Annotated in this window: 17 protein-coding genes; 8 read left to right on the top strand and 9 right to left on the bottom strand. The window is 37.6% G+C overall.

Going from position 1 to position 18,774, the window contains the following annotated elements; all coding sequences use genetic code 11:
* Window positions 1–516 precede the first annotated feature (516 nt).
* The 3 genes from lpdA to OQ267_RS09425 all read left to right on the top strand — a co-directional run bounded on the left by lpdA (window position 517) and on the right by OQ267_RS09425 (window position 3,438).
* Entirely contained in the window at window positions 517–1,905 is a 1,389-nt protein-coding gene (gene lpdA / locus OQ267_RS09435; protein WP_265835684.1) for a dihydrolipoyl dehydrogenase, read from the top strand.
* A 132-nt stretch (window positions 1,906–2,037) separates the two neighbouring features.
* The gene (locus OQ267_RS09430) at window positions 2,038–2,877 is read left to right on the top strand and encodes an MBL fold metallo-hydrolase (protein ID WP_265835683.1); all 840 of its coding nucleotides are present in this window, start codon (window positions 2,038–2,040) and stop codon (window positions 2,875–2,877) included.
* Window positions 2,878–3,438, top strand: a complete 561-nt coding sequence (locus tag OQ267_RS09425; protein WP_265835682.1) for a GNAT family N-acetyltransferase — start codon at window positions 2,878–2,880, stop codon at window positions 3,436–3,438. It abuts the gene before it with no gap.
* 109 nt (window positions 3,439–3,547) lie between these two features.
* Here the strand turns inward: OQ267_RS09425 and OQ267_RS09420 are convergent, their stop codons facing one another.
* The 8 genes from OQ267_RS09420 to OQ267_RS09385 form a co-directional block, all read right to left on the bottom strand.
* On the bottom strand, window positions 3,548–4,108 hold the full coding sequence (locus OQ267_RS09420) for a biliverdin-producing heme oxygenase (RefSeq protein ID WP_265835681.1): 561 nt from the start codon (window positions 4,106–4,108) through the stop codon (window positions 3,548–3,550).
* Between the two features lie 34 nt (window positions 4,109–4,142).
* Complete coding sequence (locus tag OQ267_RS09415; protein WP_265835680.1) at window positions 4,143–6,473, bottom strand: TonB-dependent receptor; 2,331 nt, start codon at window positions 6,471–6,473, stop codon at window positions 4,143–4,145.
* A gap of 79 nt (window positions 6,474–6,552) precedes the next feature.
* Window positions 6,553–7,836 (bottom strand): S41 family peptidase, encoded by a 1,284-nt coding sequence (locus OQ267_RS09410; RefSeq protein WP_265835679.1) that lies wholly within the window; start codon window positions 7,834–7,836, stop codon window positions 6,553–6,555.
* Between the two features lie 3 nt (window positions 7,837–7,839).
* Window positions 7,840–8,703, bottom strand: a complete 864-nt coding sequence (locus tag OQ267_RS09405) for a hypothetical protein (RefSeq protein ID WP_265835678.1) — start codon at window positions 8,701–8,703, stop codon at window positions 7,840–7,842.
* 277 nt (window positions 8,704–8,980) lie between these two features.
* A complete protein-coding gene (locus tag OQ267_RS09400) occupies window positions 8,981–9,592 on the bottom strand; it encodes a hypothetical protein (protein WP_265818451.1) in 612 nt (203 codons plus the stop codon).
* Between the two features lie 269 nt (window positions 9,593–9,861).
* Window positions 9,862–10,812 carry a hypothetical protein gene (locus tag OQ267_RS09395; protein WP_140418697.1) on the bottom strand — a complete coding sequence of 317 codons (951 nt, stop codon included), beginning with the start codon at window positions 10,810–10,812 and terminating at the stop codon, window positions 9,862–9,864.
* A gap of 10 nt (window positions 10,813–10,822) precedes the next feature.
* Window positions 10,823–11,617 carry an HmuY family protein gene (locus OQ267_RS09390; protein ID WP_140418696.1) on the bottom strand — a complete coding sequence of 265 codons (795 nt, stop codon included), beginning with the start codon at window positions 11,615–11,617 and terminating at the stop codon, window positions 10,823–10,825.
* 3 nt (window positions 11,618–11,620) lie between these two features.
* Complete coding sequence (locus tag OQ267_RS09385; RefSeq protein ID WP_265835677.1) at window positions 11,621–12,343, bottom strand: HmuY family protein; 723 nt, start codon at window positions 12,341–12,343, stop codon at window positions 11,621–11,623.
* Window positions 12,344–12,730: 387 nt separating this feature from the next.
* Here OQ267_RS09385 and OQ267_RS09380 point away from each other — a divergent pair, with 387 nt between their 5' ends.
* Genes OQ267_RS09380 through OQ267_RS09370 form a run of 3 tightly spaced genes read left to right on the top strand, consistent with a single transcriptional unit; the run spans window position 12,731 to window position 15,510 of the window.
* The gene (locus OQ267_RS09380; RefSeq protein ID WP_265835676.1) at window positions 12,731–13,546 is read left to right on the top strand and encodes a heme/hemin ABC transporter substrate-binding protein; all 816 of its coding nucleotides are present in this window, start codon (window positions 12,731–12,733) and stop codon (window positions 13,544–13,546) included.
* Between the two features lies 1 nt (window position 13,547).
* On the top strand, window positions 13,548–14,588 hold the full coding sequence (locus tag OQ267_RS09375) for a FecCD family ABC transporter permease (RefSeq protein WP_088302373.1): 1,041 nt from the start codon (window positions 13,548–13,550) through the stop codon (window positions 14,586–14,588).
* 4 nt (window positions 14,589–14,592) lie between these two features.
* Window positions 14,593–15,510 (top strand): heme ABC transporter ATP-binding protein, encoded by a 918-nt coding sequence (locus OQ267_RS09370; protein ID WP_265835675.1) that lies wholly within the window; start codon window positions 14,593–14,595, stop codon window positions 15,508–15,510.
* Window positions 15,511–15,664: 154 nt separating this feature from the next.
* Here the strand turns inward: OQ267_RS09370 and OQ267_RS09365 are convergent, their stop codons facing one another.
* Window positions 15,665–16,642, bottom strand: a complete 978-nt coding sequence (locus OQ267_RS09365; protein WP_265835674.1) for a helix-turn-helix transcriptional regulator — start codon at window positions 16,640–16,642, stop codon at window positions 15,665–15,667.
* A 230-nt stretch (window positions 16,643–16,872) separates the two neighbouring features.
* Between OQ267_RS09365 and OQ267_RS09360 the strand changes: the two genes are divergently transcribed.
* Window positions 16,873–17,232 carry a hypothetical protein gene (locus tag OQ267_RS09360; protein WP_088302289.1) on the top strand — a complete coding sequence of 120 codons (360 nt, stop codon included), beginning with the start codon at window positions 16,873–16,875 and terminating at the stop codon, window positions 17,230–17,232.
* A 278-nt stretch (window positions 17,233–17,510) separates the two neighbouring features.
* On the top strand, window positions 17,511–18,038 hold the full coding sequence (locus OQ267_RS09355) for a ferritin (protein ID WP_029284960.1): 528 nt from the start codon (window positions 17,511–17,513) through the stop codon (window positions 18,036–18,038).
* Window positions 18,039–18,774 lie beyond the last annotated feature (736 nt).

Raw genomic sequence — 18,774 nt, 5'->3', positions numbered from 1 at the left:
ATCGTGATGCTTAAGAATTTTACCAGATAATACATGCATCAGGCGTAATTTCTTAAAATAAGAAGTCATACTTAGGTATTCCAACCTAATTGGTATTAATTTAATAACGTAAGCAAATTTCCTGGAAGACTTTTGAATAAGCAGCCAAATAATATAACTTCATACCCGTAAACTGTTAATAAAACTTCATTGTAAATTTTTTAGTTTTTACATGACTATCGAAAGAATCACCCTATCAATTAACATTTTTTTTTTAGTTTTGGGCTGTTGTTGCGTAAATGAAAAAGCGCAGGCATGTAATATCCGAACATTTAAAGATGTCAGAAGAAAATCAATCTGTTCGATTAGCGACTTTTTCATCAGGATATTACAGCAAGAAAAGAAACAATTAAAAAGAAATCTCTATACAGATAGATATGAACCGTCCATAATTAACTGCAACCATTCTTAATGGAAATGATAATTTTAATGATGGTACGCTCCATCTGACAGATATAAAAAAACAAAAAAAAACAGATGAATTACGATGTTATTGTTTTAGGCAGCGGCCCGGGTGGTTATGTAGCTGCAATCAGAGCTTCTCAGCTAGGAATGAAAGTTGCTATTGTAGAGCGCGAATCACTTGGCGGTATTTGTTTAAACTGGGGCTGTATCCCAACTAAGGCACTGTTGAAAAGTGCACAGGTTTTTGAATATATTAATCATGCAGCAGATTATGGCATCACCACTGCAGAAGCCACTGCTGATTTTGCCGCTGTGGTAAAACGCAGTCGTGGTGTAGCCGATGGCATGAGTAAAGGCGTTCAGTTTTTGATGAAGAAAAACAAGATCGACGTGATCATGGGCACGGGTAAAGTAAAGCCAGGTAATAAGCTGGAAGTTAAAGGCACTGATGGTTCTCAAAAAGAATTGACGGCCAAAAACATCATCATTGCTACAGGTGCCCGTTCAAGGGAATTGCCGAACCTGAAACAGGATGGTAAAAAAATTATCGGCTATCGCCAGGCCATGGTACTGCCTGAATTGCCTAAAAGCATGGTTGTAGTGGGTTCTGGTGCAATAGGTGTTGAATTTGCCTATTTCTATGCCACCATGGGTACAAAAGTGACCATTGTGGAGTTTATGGAAAACGTTGTTCCGGTAGAGGATGAAGATGTTTCCAAACAATTATTAAGAAGCCTGAAAAAAGTAGGTATCGATGTGATGACTTCTGCTTCCGTAGAATCAGTAGATACCAGTGGTGCCGGCTGCAAAGTTTCGGTGAAAACGGCTTCAGGTATGCAAACGATAGAAGCCGATATCGTGCTTTCGGCGGCAGGTATTGTGGCGAATATCGAAAATATTGGCTTAGAAGAAACAGGCATTAAAACGGAAAAAGGCAAAATCGTTACAGATGAATTCTATAACACTTCAGTAAAAGGTTATTATGCCATTGGTGATGTGGTGAGCGGACAAGCGCTTGCCCACGTCGCTTCTGCGGAAGGTATTATCTGTGTGGAGAAAATCGCCGGTCAGCATGCTGAACCTTTAGATTATAACAACATCCCGGGATGTACCTATTGCACACCAGAGATTGCCTCTGTTGGGTATACCGAAAAAGCAGCGAAAGCTGCAGGTTATGAATTGAAAATTGGTAAGTTCCCTTTCTCAGCTTCGGGTAAAGCAAGTGCGGCCGGTGCAAAAGATGGTTTCGTTAAACTTATTTTTGATGCTAAATATGGTGAATTATTAGGCGCACACATGATTGGTACCAACGTAACTGAAATGATCGCTGAAATTGTAGTTGCCCGTAAACTGGAAACTACCGGACATGAAATGATCAAATCTGTTCACCCGCACCCAACCATGAGCGAAGCCATTATGGAAGCAGCAGCTGATGCATACGGCGAGGTGATTCATTTGTAGTCATTAGTCATTAGTCATTAGTCATTAGTCATTAGTCATTAGTCATTAGTCATTAGTAAAAATTACAAACCCTTTAGATTGTTCTAAAGGGTTTTGTAATTTTACCTGTTTATTTCCTAACCACCTCATTCCATGAAACTCCACACCATCAACACAGGCTTATTTAAATTAGACGGCGGTGCCATGTTTGGCGTTGTGCCTAAAGCCATCTGGCAAAAAACCAATCCGGCAGATGCCAACAACTTATGTACCTGGGCCATGCGGTGTTTGCTGATCGAGGAAGGCAATCAACTGATTTTGGTGGATACAGGGATCGGAAATAAACAGGATGAAAAGTTTTTCAGCCATTATTACCTGCACGGTGATGATACCATGGAAAAATCACTGGCACAATTGGGTTTCGGCATGGCGGATATTACCGATGTCTTTCTTACCCACCTGCACTTTGATCACGTGGGTGGGGCAATTGTAAGCGAAAATCAAAAACTGATCCCTGCTTTTAAAAATGCAACTTACTGGAGTAACGAAAAACACTGGCAATGGGCAATTGAACCCAACGCAAGGGAAAAGGCTTCCTTTCTGAAAGAAAACATTTTACCTATACAGGAAAGCGGACAACTCAAATTTATAGCTGAAAAAGAGAACATCGAATGGCAACCAAACATCAACATCAGCTTTGCTTACGGCCATACTGATGCCATGATGCTACCAAAGATCTATTATAAAGGAAGAACAATCGTTTATGTGGCCGATCTGTTACCTTCTGTCGGACATTTGCCACTACCCTATGTGATGGCTTATGATATGTTTCCATTGAAAACACTAACTGAAAAAAACGCTTTCCTTGAAGAAGCAGTAGATCAGAACTACATCTTATTCTTAGAACATGATCCTATTCACGAATGCTGTACCCTTCAGAGAACCGAAAAAGGCGTAAGAGTAGCAGAAACCTTTAATCTGAGCGACATTTAAATGATCCGGCCAGCAGCACCTTCCGATTCGAAATTTGTTGTTCCACTAATCATTCAGGCCATGGGTGAATTGGCTGGTAAATTTGCAAACTCCAGTGATCCCAAAATCATTGAGCAATTATTTGAACATTTCTTTAAACAGAAACACAACCAATATAGTTACGAGAACACTTTAGTATTTATAGAAAATGATCAGGTATTGGGCTCGGTTAATGCTTATGATGGAGGCAAACTCCTTGAATTAAGAAAAACGTTCCTGAATCACCTGGCCAAAAATGATAATCTTCTAAATTTCTATCCAGAACCTGAAACCGAGGCAGGTGAATTTTACCTCGATACCATTAGTGTTCATCCCAAAGCACAGGGAAAAGGAATTGGAAAGGCTTTAATTAAAGCCGGCATTGAATGGGGAAAAAGCATGGGCCATAACCGCATCGGCTTACTAGTGGAAGTAGAGAACCAAAAAGCTTTAAAACTCTATCAGAATAAAGGATTCAGCATACAAAATCAAAAATTATTCATAGGCGGCTTATATTATCACATGGTCTATACCATTCAGTAACCTGTTCTTATTTTCATCACATTTTAAAAGCAACGGGATTTTAAACATTAATAGCCTCTGACTGAGTTAATCGTGAACTCAATCAGAAACCATATGCTCAAAATAAATGCTAAACGACGTCTACAGTAGCGAATACATCAGAAAAATGAGTAAAGGTAGCATTAGCAGTTTTAATGGCTAAATCTTCGTCAGCAGTTGTTTTTGCAGCATTGTTTAACGCGGCTATAAATTTACCCCACATTTGCCCCGTTTCAGAACCATAACCAGAAAAGAATGAAATACCTTTATTAATGCCACCTTTAGCAAGCATCTGAACGATGATACTCCCACCCATAATAGATCCCTCCATCACATACAGTGCAGCCAGGGCTTCCAGTACATTCGAAATTTCAGGAACAGTAGTTGAAGGCAAATCTTCAATAGTAAACCCTAGTGCTTCAATATCACTTTTTAAATACCCCGAATTTCTCCGATCACGGTAATCTGGTAATATCTCAACATTCAGGTAAGGCAGAATTTGGCGCTCCAAATGACTAAAATAGGCATAAAAGTGTTTCAGGAAATCTGCATATTCTGCCTCACTCCGAATAGCCTTGAGTTTTTTAATTACTTTAACTTCTAATTGTTGATGGGCAGTTTTAGTTGCCTCTTTAATGTTTGTGCTTAGCATAATGTTATGTATTTATGGTTGTTAAGTTGAAGTTTTAATCCTTGAATAACCTATAGGTGATTCCGGCTAAAATTACCCTTCCAGGTTGCCCTGGCATTAGTCTATCAGTATAACCTAAAATATTATCGGCCGTTAACCTAATACTTAGATGTTGTTTTAAAATTTTCTTTTCCAAGGCAGCATTTAATATCCAGAAACCGTTTACGAAAGTATCATAACGATCAATAAACTGATTTCCATTTCGATCTCCAAAGGGATATTTGCCCCTATAATTTAACCTAACATTCATGCTGGTATCCCAGGGGCGATAATTATAAAATGACTTTATGTTTAGCATGTGCCGGGAGCGGTTTTCTATCCCCCAATAATCAGCAGCACTTGCCGGATAGGACTGGCCTGTTTCCGGATTATGAATATTCTGGTTGTATGGCCAATTCCCTTTTTTAATACTATCCATTACACTTAAATCCTTAGCAATCAAATACTGATAACCTGCACCAATTTCCAGATCTTTAAAAATATTAATAACTAAAGAAGCGTCTATTCCCTTATTTACCGCTTTAGGCAGATTTTGATACGTAAAAATATTTCTGTTTCCACTGCCTGTGGCCACTTGTATACTGTTAATCTGGTTACGCAGCTGATGATGAAAAACCCCTGCCTCCACTTTTATATTTGGTTTAGGTTTCCATTCCAAACTTAAATTAACAGAAGTACTCCGCTCAGCCTGTAAATTGCGATCAAGTTGATTAAGCAAATACTGTCTGATTTCACTAATTTCATCTTGTTGCTGCAACTGATTTAAGGTTTGCCTTAATACCTCATTTCCAATCACCAGATAATTAGCCGTTGGATTATAAAAAACCAGGTATCTCGATTTAAAATCTGGCGCTTTAAAGCCTGTACCAGCGCCCGCCTTAAAAGTTAAAGCAGGCAGAATATGGTATTGTAAACCCAAACTAGGGTTAACCTTACTTGCGTATGCATTGGTATAATCATATCGAAGTCCGCCGACCAAACCAATTTTTTCACTCAGCTGCCAATCACCTTGCAAGAAGGCGAAGGCCGTGCTCACCGTGCCCGGATTAATCAGCGCCCCATTTTTCATGTTTTCCAAACTACCACCTAAACCAGCAGTAAACTTTAAATCATCAGATAAGCTGTAAGCAAATTGCTGTTCAAAGCGGTGCAGGTTCTGTACGAAAACATCTCGCGTTATAGTCCTATTATTTTGCTGCCAGTTTACACTTTGGTCTGATCGGAAATTGGTAAAGTAATAGCGACTCATACTTCTTAAACCCGAATTAAAGTTATAATCGAAAGTGCTGGACAGGTTGAGGTCTTGTTCATCCTGACTATCACCAGATATTGCGCCCAAGCCAAAATCCTTGCTCATGAAAGATTTTCGCAAACCATAACGCCCACTAATCCCAAGAGTGCCTTTCGAGGTTAAGCGATAACGGACACGTCCCTGCAAGGCATAATTATCATATGGTGGTGCGGTTGTACCCAGCTGGATATATCTCGGGTTAGTATTAAAGCCATCAGTGCGGTAATAGTTTGCAGAAATATTAGCCGATCCTCTTTGTGAGGCGAATGGTGTTTCGCCTTCCAATGTTAAATCTGCAATATTTAAACTTCCATATTGTAGCGATGCTGATGCCTGTTGTTGCAGCGCGCCATAACGGGTAATAATATTAATTGCGCCACCCAGGGCCTCACTACCGTATAAACAAGATGAAGCACCTTTTATGATCTCAATCCTTTCAATATTGGAAACACTGATCCTGGAAAGATCAAAATTTCCGCTGTTTCGACCTACCATAGGCTGGCCATCTATTAAAATCATAATATACTCACTGCTAAATCCTTGCATCTGCACCCCTACTGATCTGGCACCACCACCAATATTATTGACAATGGCCACTCCGGTTTGTTCTTTAAGTACTTCATCTAACCGGCGGCTACCCATTTGCTCAATCGTTTTTCTGGTAATTACGGTTATGGGCATGGCACTTCGTTCTACCTGGATTAAATTATCAGGTGCATTTAATTTAGCGGTAACAGCTACATCATTCAGACTTTCTGTTTTGGTGATTAATTTAACTTCAATATTGCTGGTTTCTTTATCTTTAATTTCGATGGTGGTCTGGTAATTCCCGTACCCCATCATACTCACCGCAATGGTATATTCTCCAATATAAATCTGCTGAAACTTAAATTTACCTTTACCATCTGTTTCAGTGATGTGGCCATCCGGTTCCAGGCGGATGGTAGCTCCTGGTAAGATTTTACCTGTAACATCCTTTACTTCTCCCTTTACACTTCCACGATATTGCGCCGGCAGTGCAGTATGCACAAGCATTAACAAGAAAAGTATAAACGAGGGTTTTAACATGATTGAGTTTAAATATTATTGTATTTTTTGAAGCAAACCTTAATTATCATTTTAATTTCAATCTCGTTTCCCGCATACCAGCATCTGTTGAAATTTCATTGCTGATTAAAGTTGATGATATAGGAACAGACATCACTTTTGCTGCTGTTTTAATTGCCGCCTCTCTTTTAGTTCCACCATTGATTGCGGTAATAGCAGCTTTCAAATATGGTTCTTCAGGATTTCCCAATTCTGGATCGGCTACCCCCTGAGCGGTTATATCGGGTGTCATGCCTGAGAAATAATCAGACCAGCCCGCTGCATTTCGAATCAGAAAACTACTGAGGTAAACACTGTACTGATCGACGTGGATACCAAAGAAGCCTACAGGCTTTCCATATGTTTTTTCGCCGATTAGTTTTACATATAGATAAGGTTTTAAACAACTGATGAGCAATTCGCTCGCAGATGCTGTTTTACCCGACACAATAAAATAAACCTCCTCAATTGAAGTTAAGTTGCCTTTTTTATTAAATCTATAGGTATTTCCGCTTTCGCTATAATCAACATCCGCCATGGTAGCTTTACGCCCTTGATAGCTAACCATTTTGCCATCTGCATCTAAATAAGGTTGGTTTTTTAGTATACTCGCCTGGCCAGCTTGCATCTTAGAATTAAATTGCTCGCTGTACATCACTTTTCCGGTAAGGGAGCCTGGTACAACAAGGTTGGCTATGTATTCTGCTGTTTCTATATAACCTCCCGCATTGCTGCGCAGATCAATAATGATATACCTTGGATTTCCACTAGCCAAATCAGAAAAGGCCTGATCCAGATTTGACTGTACCTCATTTAATTTGGGAAAAGAACCTAAAGCAATGTAGGCGATGTGAAGAGCACCTGATGAAATAAGTTTACTACTAAGCAGCACATTTGCAGAGCGAACAATGCCTGCCGTTGCTCCTGTAGTCGTTCGTCCTGCTTCGAGGTACGAATATTTGGCACTTCCTGAATTAACAGGTAGCTCATAGGGCGTATTGGTAACACTATTCAGCTTAAATTGTGAAATATCAAAAAGTTCTTGTCTAAAAGCAACCAAATCAGGGCTAATGCTTTCATATTTTAATCTTGGATTAAAATTCGCATAGGATGGCAAAGCATCATGCCACAAATAAACCTGACTGGCATACAAAAAAATAGAATCTAGTGTAAACTCGGTACGTGTCCCCGTAACAGGTGAAATAATTTCTCCCGCTTCAGCAGATAAGGTTTTATCCTTTTTACAAGCGTATGCACTAAAAAGAATGAATATTACCAGAACACTTACACAAAACTTATTTCTATTTTTCATTTACTATGGTATAAGGGTAGTGGTTGCTGCCGTCGTAGTATTCCAGGTATACATAGAATATCCAAGTGATGCCAGTTTATCGGGTGCAGAATACAATTCAATGCTTCGGATGGCACCTGTACTAATGGTAGCAGGCAATGTGAACTTTAATAAAGTATTTGATTGCGAAGCGATGGGTGCAATATGGGTTTTACCACCTGGATCTCCGGTAACTGTAATGATTGCATGTGTGTAATTTCCATAATAATACTTGGAAGCAGGGGCTTGTAAGGAATAGGTAAAAGAAATCTGATCACCTTTTTTAATACTTTTTCCAGCCTGATCGAATTGGTAAGCACCCTTGGCCGATGCCGGAGATGGCTTACCAATGGCAAATGAACCTTTAACCAGGGTATTGGTACCACTGATCAGTTTAATCTGGAAATTACCTGTATCTAGTTTTCCGTCTAAAGGTACTGTCGATTGAATTTTATTCGACCATAAAGCATCTGTTGATGAAAAGTGAATCTGATATTCTTTGTTTTGCTTATCAATCAGAAATACTTTGGTTTGATTGGAATCAGGAATGAAATATTCTCCAATAATCAGCAAACTCTGACCTAACCTGGTTAGTGCAATTCTATTGATTATAGGTATGGGTTGGTTGAGGGCTAATTTTAGAACGTATTTCTTAATGCTGCCATCTTGTGCAGTCACCACATAAGAAGTTCCTGTTTTCAGATTAATCTCTTGTCCGGAAGATGGGTTAACTGAAGCACCTGAAGATACCTTAATCTCCGGTGTTACCTTATCCTTTACATCTTGAAATGGCGGCCAGTATACAATAATACTATCTCCCTTCAGCGAGGCTTTTAATTCCTTATTCAAGGCATCTTTTATGATAAAGCTTTCAATATCTTTATATGGTGTATTAAGATATTCTTTTTGACAAGATGAAAACAACAATAGCGTGAACAGGCCAGATAGGAAGAATAATTTAAATAAGTAACGACGACACATATTTTTATATTTTATGGGTAAAAGGAGATTGTAATCGATTTTTAATGTTGAATTGGTAATGAGCGGTTATGTATAAAGTGAACGATATAATCTCCTTAAATAACTGACAATCTGATATGGCATCAGATTGTCAGTTAATGATTAATTACAATACCGTTCCGCGATCAAAGTAATAAACACCTCTGTTATGAGTAGAAGTACCTTCACCAACCGCACTGCTGAATTTAAGCGCATAAGTGGTAGATCCATCACTCACAAATACAACCAGGTTTTGAACAGCAGCAACAGTACCTCCGGTTGAATAGGTTAACCAACCATTAGCTGTTAAGCTCGTATTTGCAGCATTGGAAGTTGTTGCAATCCCCAGAGATGAAACTGTTGTCGCTGATGCAACATCAGACGCATCAATGGCAGATAATGCTTTAGTGGTATTTAAATAACTTAAAGTGTAGCCGCTTGCCGGGCTAATGGTGGAGTTATTGTGACTGGAAAATAATAACTGATGCGCAATGCTCCCCACCGTATCTTGTGCGCCGGTAATTACATTGGCGTAAACCGTACCAAATGCCGCACCACCAGATCTTGGGTTACCCCAACGGCCAACAATGGTATCGGCAACAGATGATACAGAGGCTTTAGCGCCTTTAAGGCTCAAAGGACCTGTAGTATCATTTTCTTTTTTACAAGAAGTAAATGCTAAAGTAAATAAGGCAAGAGCAAAAACTGCTTTGGAGATATTTTTTATTGAATTTTTCATGTTATGATTTAATAAAATGGTTAATGATTATTTTTAATAAACTAGAGGTAATTAACTAATTGTGACTATCGTTGCCGGTGTAAAGACTGATGTTATTACCCGGGATTTGCATTTCGTCTTTCACATTTATCGATAGCATGAAGCGTTAATATTAATTCTACGCCTGTGCGAAGGCATTTTTTGATGCGTTTTTTTTCATAGATTATAATTAAGGTTGAAGAAAGGGTTTGTTATACTGAATGCTTCTGTACACAAAGCAGACAATTTCTTTATTTAGGATTTACCGTAATGCTCATAGAGCGAAGAACAGGTGTCCATTTACCAAAATTGAATTCAAATCTTCCATATGCATCGTTGATGACAGGAAAATTATCTGGTATTTTTAAAGTTGCGCTTAATCTGTTATAGCTTACCACTGGTAATTCTATACTTTTACCGTTTACCTCCACAAAAACCGATTTTAAATCTACAAATACAGTATTTTGCGCAGGCTGAACGGTGATGGTTTCACCCTGTTTTACCACATGCGATTTTGCCAGCACAACAGGCTTTATATAAACCAGATGTAATGGCTTATCCATTCTCACCTTATTGCCAAGAAAACTAATGTCAACCTGGTAGTAACCACTATCCAGATCTGCAGGTAAAAGTCCAATATTTAGGATGTAAGTATCCAAAGATACAGGCAGAGTAGACGCCGCTCCAATCAGATCGGGTTTAAAAGTCTTATTTGTAGCCTGTTGGGTAAGGGTTACATCAAGTGTAGCTACACTGGTACTTCTTAAGTTTCCATAAAAAACCTGTGTGGCATTAGGTGATCCTTCATTATTGCCCAGCGGCCAGGATAAACTCAAACCAGGAGGATTCTGCTGAATAACTTTAAGGCTATAGGTACGTACTTCACCGGTTGATGACTTGACCGAATAAGTTTGTTTATCATCAGTTACATTTACAGGCTGGATTGGGGAGGTAAGTGTGGCACCTTCATCTACAGCAATTTTAGGTTCAACAACAGTTAATGAATAGTAATAAGGTACATATACGGTAATGCTATTCTTGATATTATCAATGGCACCATAAATAACGGTATCCTTTATATTAACCACGGTAAACGAAGTAATTCTATTTTGAACAATATGTTCATAATCAACTGTTTTTTTACAGGCAAAAAAATGGATGGCCGTGAAAGCCATTAATACATATGGGTATAGTCGTTTCATAAAAAATTAATTATTTAATCTCAAATTTGGTGCTGCCTGCCGGAACGATTACGTATTCGAATGTGAAAAACATGTGGGGTGTATTACGCATCATCTTATCCGTAGTGAAAACATCTTTATAGCAACTAATCATTTTGATTTTAGCAAAATCACCTTTGGCCGTACGCACAATAATTGTCCTTGGTTGTGTCTTTTGGCCGTTAGCCAATGTAAAGGCATTGCCCAGCGCATAAGCCACATGTTTCTTATCATAGCTGCCATCACCAACTATACTCCCGTTAAAATCATATAGGTACCATCCAATTCCTACACCGAATTCACCCATGTCATCAGTTCCTATTAATGCTCTTGCTGTTTTAAATGCTGAAGCAACGGGTATATCCGTTAAATCTTCAAATGATTTGGCCAAAATGGTTATCCCACCAGCACCTGGACCGGTATAACCTGCATTATCGCTGTTAGATCCGTTGTTCCCACCTATAAAACTGTTGTATAACCCACTAAAAGAGATATCCCAAAAAGAAGTTTTACCATATGTTGCAGGCTGCATTTTTTTATAATCCAGACTAAACAACACTTCAGGTTTAGGCGCTGTGGGGTTGCTATCGTCTGTTTCAACCTGAAGATTTTCTACCCGCTGTACCTTATAGTAAGGCACCATATCCAGGGAACGGGTTGATGTAACAGGTTCTTTTTCTGTTGCCACAGGCTTATCCTTTTTGCATGATGCAAAAAAAGTTATAAGCATAAGCCCTACAGAAAGTTGTTTAAAAACCCTTGTTGCTGTTTTCGATATATTCATCATTAATTATTTTGTTTTTAAATTCTTACTGCCGTTTTGCTGTACATAATATTTAAAAGTGAAATAGGGTGCCGGCCAATTCAGGTCAGTAACACTTGGTGGATTTCCTTTATAAGCATTAATGAGTTGTAATTTGGCGTATTTACCATCTGGTAATCTGATGGCATAGGTTCTGTTTGGAATTGCCTGCATAATGTGCGTACTCAGGCTATAGAAAAACCAGCCATTGGCACTTGCCGATGATGCCCAGCCGATTTTAGTAATCGTACTCGCATCAAAAACCTGATCTGAAGGTGCCTGATCAACCAAATCGTATTGCTGCTCCAGCATCACTACTGCACTTTCTGCATTTCCTTCAAAACCTGGATTATAGCGGTATTTTTTATCGTTCACATAAACCTCACTGTTATAAGGGCCGGTAAAAGCCAGATCCCAGTCTTTACCTTTAAGCCATTGTGCCGAATCTGTCGCATTACGAATCCAGATTTGTTTCTGATCCTTGAGTCGGAATAAAAAAATATAAAAGGGACGAGCTTCTTTCCCCGGTTTAGCACTTCCCATTGCTGCCTGGGTATCTCCAGCCAAATCGGTAATCACGGTACTATTTCCATCCTGTAATTGCTCATTTGGGTCAGATTCCTCCTTTTTGCATGATGAAATCAGTATAAGAAAGGTGAAGCATAACATACTTAATGGCTTCAACTTAAAAATTGATAAGTGTTTTTTCATTTTATTTATTTTGATTTCCGGATGCGAGCTGCTTAACACGATCTTATTATTTTTAATCATTCTAAATAAGGACTATGCAAACATCTGCATTCGTTGTCATAAACGATTTGTTCAATCCGTATTTTCTTTTGTGCTATCCGTATTTTCTTTTGTGCAATCCGTATTGTTTTCACCTATGTTTTTAAATAAGCATCACTTATACCCTCTTCAAAAAACATACAAACACCTTTAAATCAGAAACTTGAAACAAATAACAGATAAATTGATACTCAAAATCGCACATGCAGGCTTCTTTTGTCTACTTGCATTTGGAAAAATTAAAGACTTGTTTTGTGCATACAGAAAAAAGAAGAAATGTATAATAAGCACAGTAAGAATATTTTTTTGATGACCGCAATATTTGTATTTGTGGTTGCCGCCAATGCTATTGCACAGCCCAAAAGAATAGTGAGCCTGGGTGGTGCAATCAGTGAAACCGTAAATGCCCTTGGGCTTGGTAAACATATAGTAGCAGTTGATGTAACCAGTGTTTACCCTGAATTGATTAATCAGTTACCTAAGGTGAGCAGAAACAGGGCATTGTCTGCAGAATCAATTCTGTCCTTTCATCCCGACCTGATTCTTGTTCCGGAGGGCGATCTTCTAAAAGCGCATTTATCACAATTTAAATCAATGGGTATTCTCGTGGTACAGGTGCGGCAGGAATATTCAGTTTCTGGCGCATTAAAATTCATCAGGCAGATTGCCGCAGCAGTTTCCATGCCTGAGCAGGGAGAAATAATGGCTCGAAATACTGAATTGCAAATTAAAAAAGCCCAATCCGAATTAAAGAAAGGTCCTCAAATACAGAAAGTACTCTTTATTTATGCCAGAGGTGTAGGAACAATGAACGTAGCTGGTAAAGGCAGTAGCATTGATGCCATCATTCAACTTGCCGGAGGAAAAAATGCGATACAGGAATTTAATGAATTTAAACCCTACACTACAGAAGCATTGATTAAAAGTAATCCGGATGCAATCCTCATGTTTGATTTTGGTGTGAGCAGCCTGGGCGGTAAAGAGGCCATTTTAAAATTGCCTGGTGTTAAATATACCAATGCAGGAAAAAATAAAAAAATCATTGAAATGGACGGATCATTATTGATCAACTTCAGCACCAGACTGGCAGATGCCATCAGGGCATTAAATGCCAGAATCTATTAACATGAAAAGATTATTGATTTACCTTACACTCGGTTTTGCACTTCTTGCTTCTGTAGGGTGTTCGCTTTCTTTTGGTGCCATGAATATCCCCTTTCAGGAAATTTTTATGGTGCTACTTAAATCTATAGGATTTTATGGAAAGCCTTTAACAGATCCTTTAAATGAAGGTATTATCATGATGATCAGAATGCCAAGGGTAATTTTAGGTATATTAGTTGGCGCAGCCTTAGGTATTTCTGGAGCCGCTATTCAAGGCATTTTCAGAAATCCCCTTGCTGAGCCTGGTTTGATTGGCATTTCTTCAGGTGCATCTTTAATGGCTGTATTAATTATAGCGTTTGAAACACTTTTATTTTCCGGACTTTCCGAAATTTTAGGGAATTACGTACTGGCATTTGGGGCATTTGCAGGTGCTGGTATTGCAGCTTTACTTGTTTATCATCTTTCTAAAACGGATGGACAAGCCAATGTTGTTACCATGTTATTAGTTGGTATTGCCATTAATGCCATGGCCGGTGCGCTTACCGGCCTGATCAGTTACCTTGCAAATGAACAGCAACTTAGAAGCATTACTTTTTGGATGTTAGGCAGCCTTGGAGGTGCTACCTGGCAAAATGTTCGCTGCCTGTCACCATTTGTCATCATTCCGGTGTTGGCACTTCCATTTTTTTCAAAAGGATTAAATGCCTTTGCTATCGGAGAAAAACAAGCAGAAATGATAGGTTTAAATCCTGGTTCGATAAAATCAATGGTGGTCTTATTATCAACCATGGCCGTTGGCGCATCCGTATCTTTTTCTGGAATTATTGGTTTTGTAGGTTTGTTGATACCACACCTCGTTAGGTTGATTGGTGGAGTAGATCATAAGTTTGTATTACCCGCCTCTGCCCTGCTTGGCGCATTGGTACTTACCTTTTCAGATCTTGTAGCCAGGTTAATTATTCAACCAATAGAACTTCCTATAGGTGTAGTAACCGCTTTAACTGGCACACCGGTATTTCTTTATATACTTATCCGTGATAAAAAAAAATTAGCCCGTTAAAATCATGATGTTAAGAATTGAATCCATTGGCTATAAGTTAAATCAGCGTGATCTGATCAAAGACGTTTCCTTAAGTGCCAAATCTGGCGAAGTCATTACCATTCTGGGCGCAAATGGTGCTGGTAAATCTACTTTATTAAGCATGATTTCAGGAGAAAGAAAACCATCTTCAGGCAGAATAATGATTGATGGAAAAGAGATTTCTAGCTTTAGCCGAAAGGAACTTGCTGTTAAAAGAGCGGTGCTCCAACAGCATAACCCTATAAGCATTGGCTTTTCTGCCTGGGAAGTGGTAATGATGGGCAGATATGGAAGATTTCGCAATCAACCTGGTAAGGTAGACAGAATAGCAGTTGAAGAAAGTATTGCCATTTGCGGAATTGATGATTTTGCTGATCGATCGATGTTAACTTTATCTGGTGGCGAACAACAGCGGGTACATCTGGCCAGAACATTAGCACAAATATGGGACTGTGATGATGCATTATTATTACTTGATGAGCCTATTAATAACATGGATATGCAATACCAGCATCAAACCATGGCGATTGCAAAAGCATTCGCAAAAAAAGGATTTATCGTCATTATGGTGCTGCATGATGTTAATTTAGCCGCTCAATACTCCAGTCGAATCATCATGATGAAAGATGGGCGTAAATGGTGGGATGGATCGCCAGCAGAAGTACTTACACCACAACATATGTTCACTGCTTTTTCGGTTCATGCCTTGACGCATACTGATTTGAGCAGCTTAAAGACCATTGTAGTTCCCAAAGAAATTATTTTGGAAGCCAGTACCTTTAATTCGAACTTTCTAAAAACAGGAGAAAGTGAATCAGGTTCAGAAAAGCTAATAGAGATGCATGTAAATAAAAACCTTCTCTTTAATAAGCAACTCAAGAAATTAACTTACAAATCTTAAAAGGCTGACAAGTCAAATCTCCAACTTACGAAATTCCAAAGGGCTGAGCGCAGCAGAATTCGTCAGTTTTTATTAGCAAACCAACGAGACCGGCGAAGTTTCCTCATTACACTAGCCTGCTAAACTGCGCAGGTCAATGTTAAATTGGCCTATATCAAACCCTGATATCGCTGGGAAGTATGCCATAGTATTTTTTAAAAGCATTGGTAAAGCTAGCCTGATGTTTAAATCCAACATGTATACCAACCTCATACATATTTTTCCTTTCTTCTATAATCATTCGTTTTGCATTTTCCATTCTTAGCCGGGTAATGTAATCATATATAGTGCTGCCAAAATACTTTTTAAAGCCATTTCTAAGTTTAAACTCATTCAATAATACCATTTTAGAAAGCTGCTTATGAGTTGGAGGGGCCATATATTGTTGCTCTAAAATTTCCCTGGCCTCTTCTAATCGTGGAATATCACGTTCAATCAAGTCATCCCTACCGGTTTCCATGAACAGACTAAACTGCTCAAGCTGGTACAAAATCAATTCTGTTATCCTCGCATCAGTAAAAAGTCTTTTCAGCTCTCCTTCCTGCTTTGATGATCGGATGGCTTCAATGGTATGGCGCATTTCAGGTGTGGCATATAAATCTTGCTTACCGAAAGATGTGGTTTTTCCCTTCTGCATCTCCTGAACAAAATGCTCATGAAGAGGAGAATAGAGATCAACCAGGTTTAAGTAATAATCTTTAGAGAGTACAATCATAAAATAAATAAAATCGATATCCTTTTTTATTTCATATGCCTGTTTTGATGAAGGTATATATCTAATGTTGTGCCTGCTATGTCCGTATCTGCTTGCTTGTTTCCTATTTAAGCCATTTGTTTCCTTACTTAATATAAACTGACTGGTAACCGCTTCTCCATTAATCTCGGTTAATATCCTGGTGGGTTTTTCAAATCGCATTTCAGAATATATAAGAAAAAGGCCATTGGTAGATAGCTGGTAATTTTGAATGTCTGCCGGAGTTTCCTTAATTGATAAAACTTTTTCTGATAATCGGTGATCCGGTATATACTTATCGGGTATTTCTTCTTTAAAAAGAAAATCTTGATGGTGTTCTATTCTGGCACTAACAATCATGATGATTTGGATTAGCTGATTAATTTAATCGTCAAATATAGGCATAATTTATAATCATTCTAAATAATACTCATAGTAGTATGGATATCAGTTTATAAATGCTTGTCAGCTTTTATAAACTGATATATAAAAACCTACCTGATTTTTTTGATCATCATGATCAATCTCAAATTTGATTTTTTTTATATTTTATTTGTATTTAATCTAAATAATAGGCAGTTTTGCAATAGATGGAAAAAGCGTGTATCGATATTAATCAACTAATTAACGTATTCTCAAACTACGAAGGAGCTGTTTATCAATCTGATAAGTTAAACTGCTTTTACGTGGATTTTGGCGGTAAATTTGCCCGTTACAATTGCCTGTCACTTCAAAAATTAAAGAAAGTTGTAGAAGAAATCGATATTGAGGCACTCCTACTGAATACTCATAAAGCCGATTTCGAATTGGTTACCTTTAATGGATGTGAGCATATCTACCTATTAAATGCACTGGAAATTATTGCCTTAAAAGATTTATTACACGGTACTTTTACCATGTTTAACTTAAATCATATGGTAAACGACTGCCTTTACAGGTTGGTTTATTAACCCATTATTTCATCGGTAAAAGATTGAGTTTTCATTTGAAAGATACTGTTCAACGAAAATTGCAGTTTGATAAGGCTGGCTATCCCCCTGTCTTCCAATTAGTATCCGTTTGGCGTTATCGTCTTCTGTCTTCAATTTATTTTATATCTCGCTATCACTATTTAAACTCATTATAAATACCTACTTATCAGCAATTTAGACTAATTTCATATAGTAAATAATTTACAATTGTGAACAATTCTGTGTTACATTTGTATTGTTATTAAAGCACAGAAATTATGAAAGATTTAATGCGTATTAAATGTTTAATATCTGAGGATATTGAAACACTTTTAAATCAGCAGATTAAAAAAGAGGCACACTCTTCATCACTATATTTATCAATGGCATCATGGTGTAACCAAAATGGCTACGACTTCTCTTCAGATTATTTCACTAAACAATCAGAAGAAGAAAGAATGCACCAATTGAAATTATTCAAGTATGTTTTAGATATGGGAGGAAATGCGATCTCTCCTGAAGTTACCGGAATTAAAACTGACTTTGCTGGATTCAGAGAAGTTTTTGAAGATGCCCTGGAAGCTGAAATCGCCATTACCCAGAGTTTCAAAAACCTAGCTTCAAGATGTTTGAAGGAACAGGATTTTGTAACCATGGAATTTTTAAACTGGTTCCTGAAAGAGCAACGTGAAGAAGAATATAAAGCACGCCGTGCACTCGAATTATTTGAAGTTATTGGCGAAGAAGGCACAGGAAGATGGGAAATTGACAAACATGTTAATGACATCACCTACTCGGAAGATTAATTCATGACTAACAAAACATATAGCCGAAGCCATCTTAATTAAAATTAAGATGGCTTTTTTTATATATAACAGTTTCAAATGCTGTTCTTTCCTATTCTTATCTAAGGATTTATAATTGAAGAAAAGCTTAAAAAAAAAGAAAGCTTTCAGCGGTTATCCTGAAAGCTTCTCTTGGTTTAGGTTGTTAGTTTATGTTGATTATGAATAAGTCTCTTGAAATCTGTAAAAAAAGCGCCGTTGCCAGCGCTTTTTTTAAACCAAATATATAATAATAATTAACGAGCATTACAAAAGTAGCAATTTTCTTAAAAAAAACAATAATTTTCAATTAAAAAAATATAAAATCTATATAAAAATCATAAAAACAATACATTAAAAGAAAATAAAACCAATTAATTCAATAAAAAATGATTTTAATCATAAAATAAATTTAAAATAACACTTAAAAACTACTTAAAAATTAAATTTTCGATTAAAAACATTAAAAATAAGACTCAAATATCACCTTTTAACCTCTTTTTAAACAAAACCATTTAAAAAATTCAAGACATAAGAACAATATTAAAGGGATATCTTCAATTTCATTCACAATAAAAAAATAAATATACTGCCAATGTTAAACAGGAAACTACACCTATTTTCTTAAATAAAGATCCGGCATCCAGAGGCAAGGGGAAATAAATCATTAAGCGATTTATTTTTTAATGAATGATTTAGCTACTGCTTTTAAAAGAAA

Source organism: Pedobacter sp. MR22-3 (assembly GCF_026240075.1).
Taxonomy (GTDB): Bacteria; Bacteroidota; Bacteroidia; order Sphingobacteriales; family Sphingobacteriaceae; genus Pedobacter.
Note: the sequence above shows the minus strand (reverse complement) of the source record. Positions and strands in the feature narration are given on the sequence as shown.

Excerpts from the sequence above, each read along its gene's own strand:
- lpdA (WP_265835684.1), top strand. The coding sequence starts at position 517 with ATGAATTACGATGTTATTGTTTTAGGCAGCGGCCCGGGTGGTTATGTA.
- OQ267_RS09430 (WP_265835683.1), top strand. The coding sequence starts at position 2,038 with ATGAAACTCCACACCATCAACACAGGCTTATTTAAATTAGACGGCGGT.
- OQ267_RS09425 (WP_265835682.1), top strand. The coding sequence starts at position 2,878 with ATGATCCGGCCAGCAGCACCTTCCGATTCGAAATTTGTTGTTCCACTA.
- OQ267_RS09420 (WP_265835681.1), bottom strand. The coding sequence starts at position 4,108 with ATGCTAAGCACAAACATTAAAGAGGCAACTAAAACTGCCCATCAACAA.
- OQ267_RS09415 (WP_265835680.1), bottom strand. The coding sequence starts at position 6,473 with ATGCTTGTGCATACTGCACTGCCGGCGCAATATCGTGGAAGTGTAAAG.
- OQ267_RS09410 (WP_265835679.1), bottom strand. The coding sequence starts at position 7,836 with ATGAAAAATAGAAATAAGTTTTGTGTAAGTGTTCTGGTAATATTCATT.
- OQ267_RS09400 (WP_265818451.1), bottom strand. The coding sequence starts at position 9,592 with ATGAAAAATTCAATAAAAAATATCTCCAAAGCAGTTTTTGCTCTTGCC.
- OQ267_RS09395 (WP_140418697.1), bottom strand. The coding sequence starts at position 10,812 with ATGAAACGACTATACCCATATGTATTAATGGCTTTCACGGCCATCCAT.
- OQ267_RS09390 (WP_140418696.1), bottom strand. The coding sequence starts at position 11,617 with ATGATGAATATATCGAAAACAGCAACAAGGGTTTTTAAACAACTTTCT.
- OQ267_RS09385 (WP_265835677.1), bottom strand. The coding sequence starts at position 12,343 with ATGAAAAAACACTTATCAATTTTTAAGTTGAAGCCATTAAGTATGTTA.
- OQ267_RS09380 (WP_265835676.1), top strand. The coding sequence starts at position 12,731 with ATGACCGCAATATTTGTATTTGTGGTTGCCGCCAATGCTATTGCACAG.
- OQ267_RS09375 (WP_088302373.1), top strand. The coding sequence starts at position 13,548 with ATGAAAAGATTATTGATTTACCTTACACTCGGTTTTGCACTTCTTGCT.
- OQ267_RS09370 (WP_265835675.1), top strand. The coding sequence starts at position 14,593 with ATGATGTTAAGAATTGAATCCATTGGCTATAAGTTAAATCAGCGTGAT.
- OQ267_RS09365 (WP_265835674.1), bottom strand. The coding sequence starts at position 16,642 with ATGATTGTTAGTGCCAGAATAGAACACCATCAAGATTTTCTTTTTAAA.
- OQ267_RS09360 (WP_088302289.1), top strand. The coding sequence starts at position 16,873 with ATGGAAAAAGCGTGTATCGATATTAATCAACTAATTAACGTATTCTCA.
- OQ267_RS09355 (WP_029284960.1), top strand. The coding sequence starts at position 17,511 with ATGAAAGATTTAATGCGTATTAAATGTTTAATATCTGAGGATATTGAA.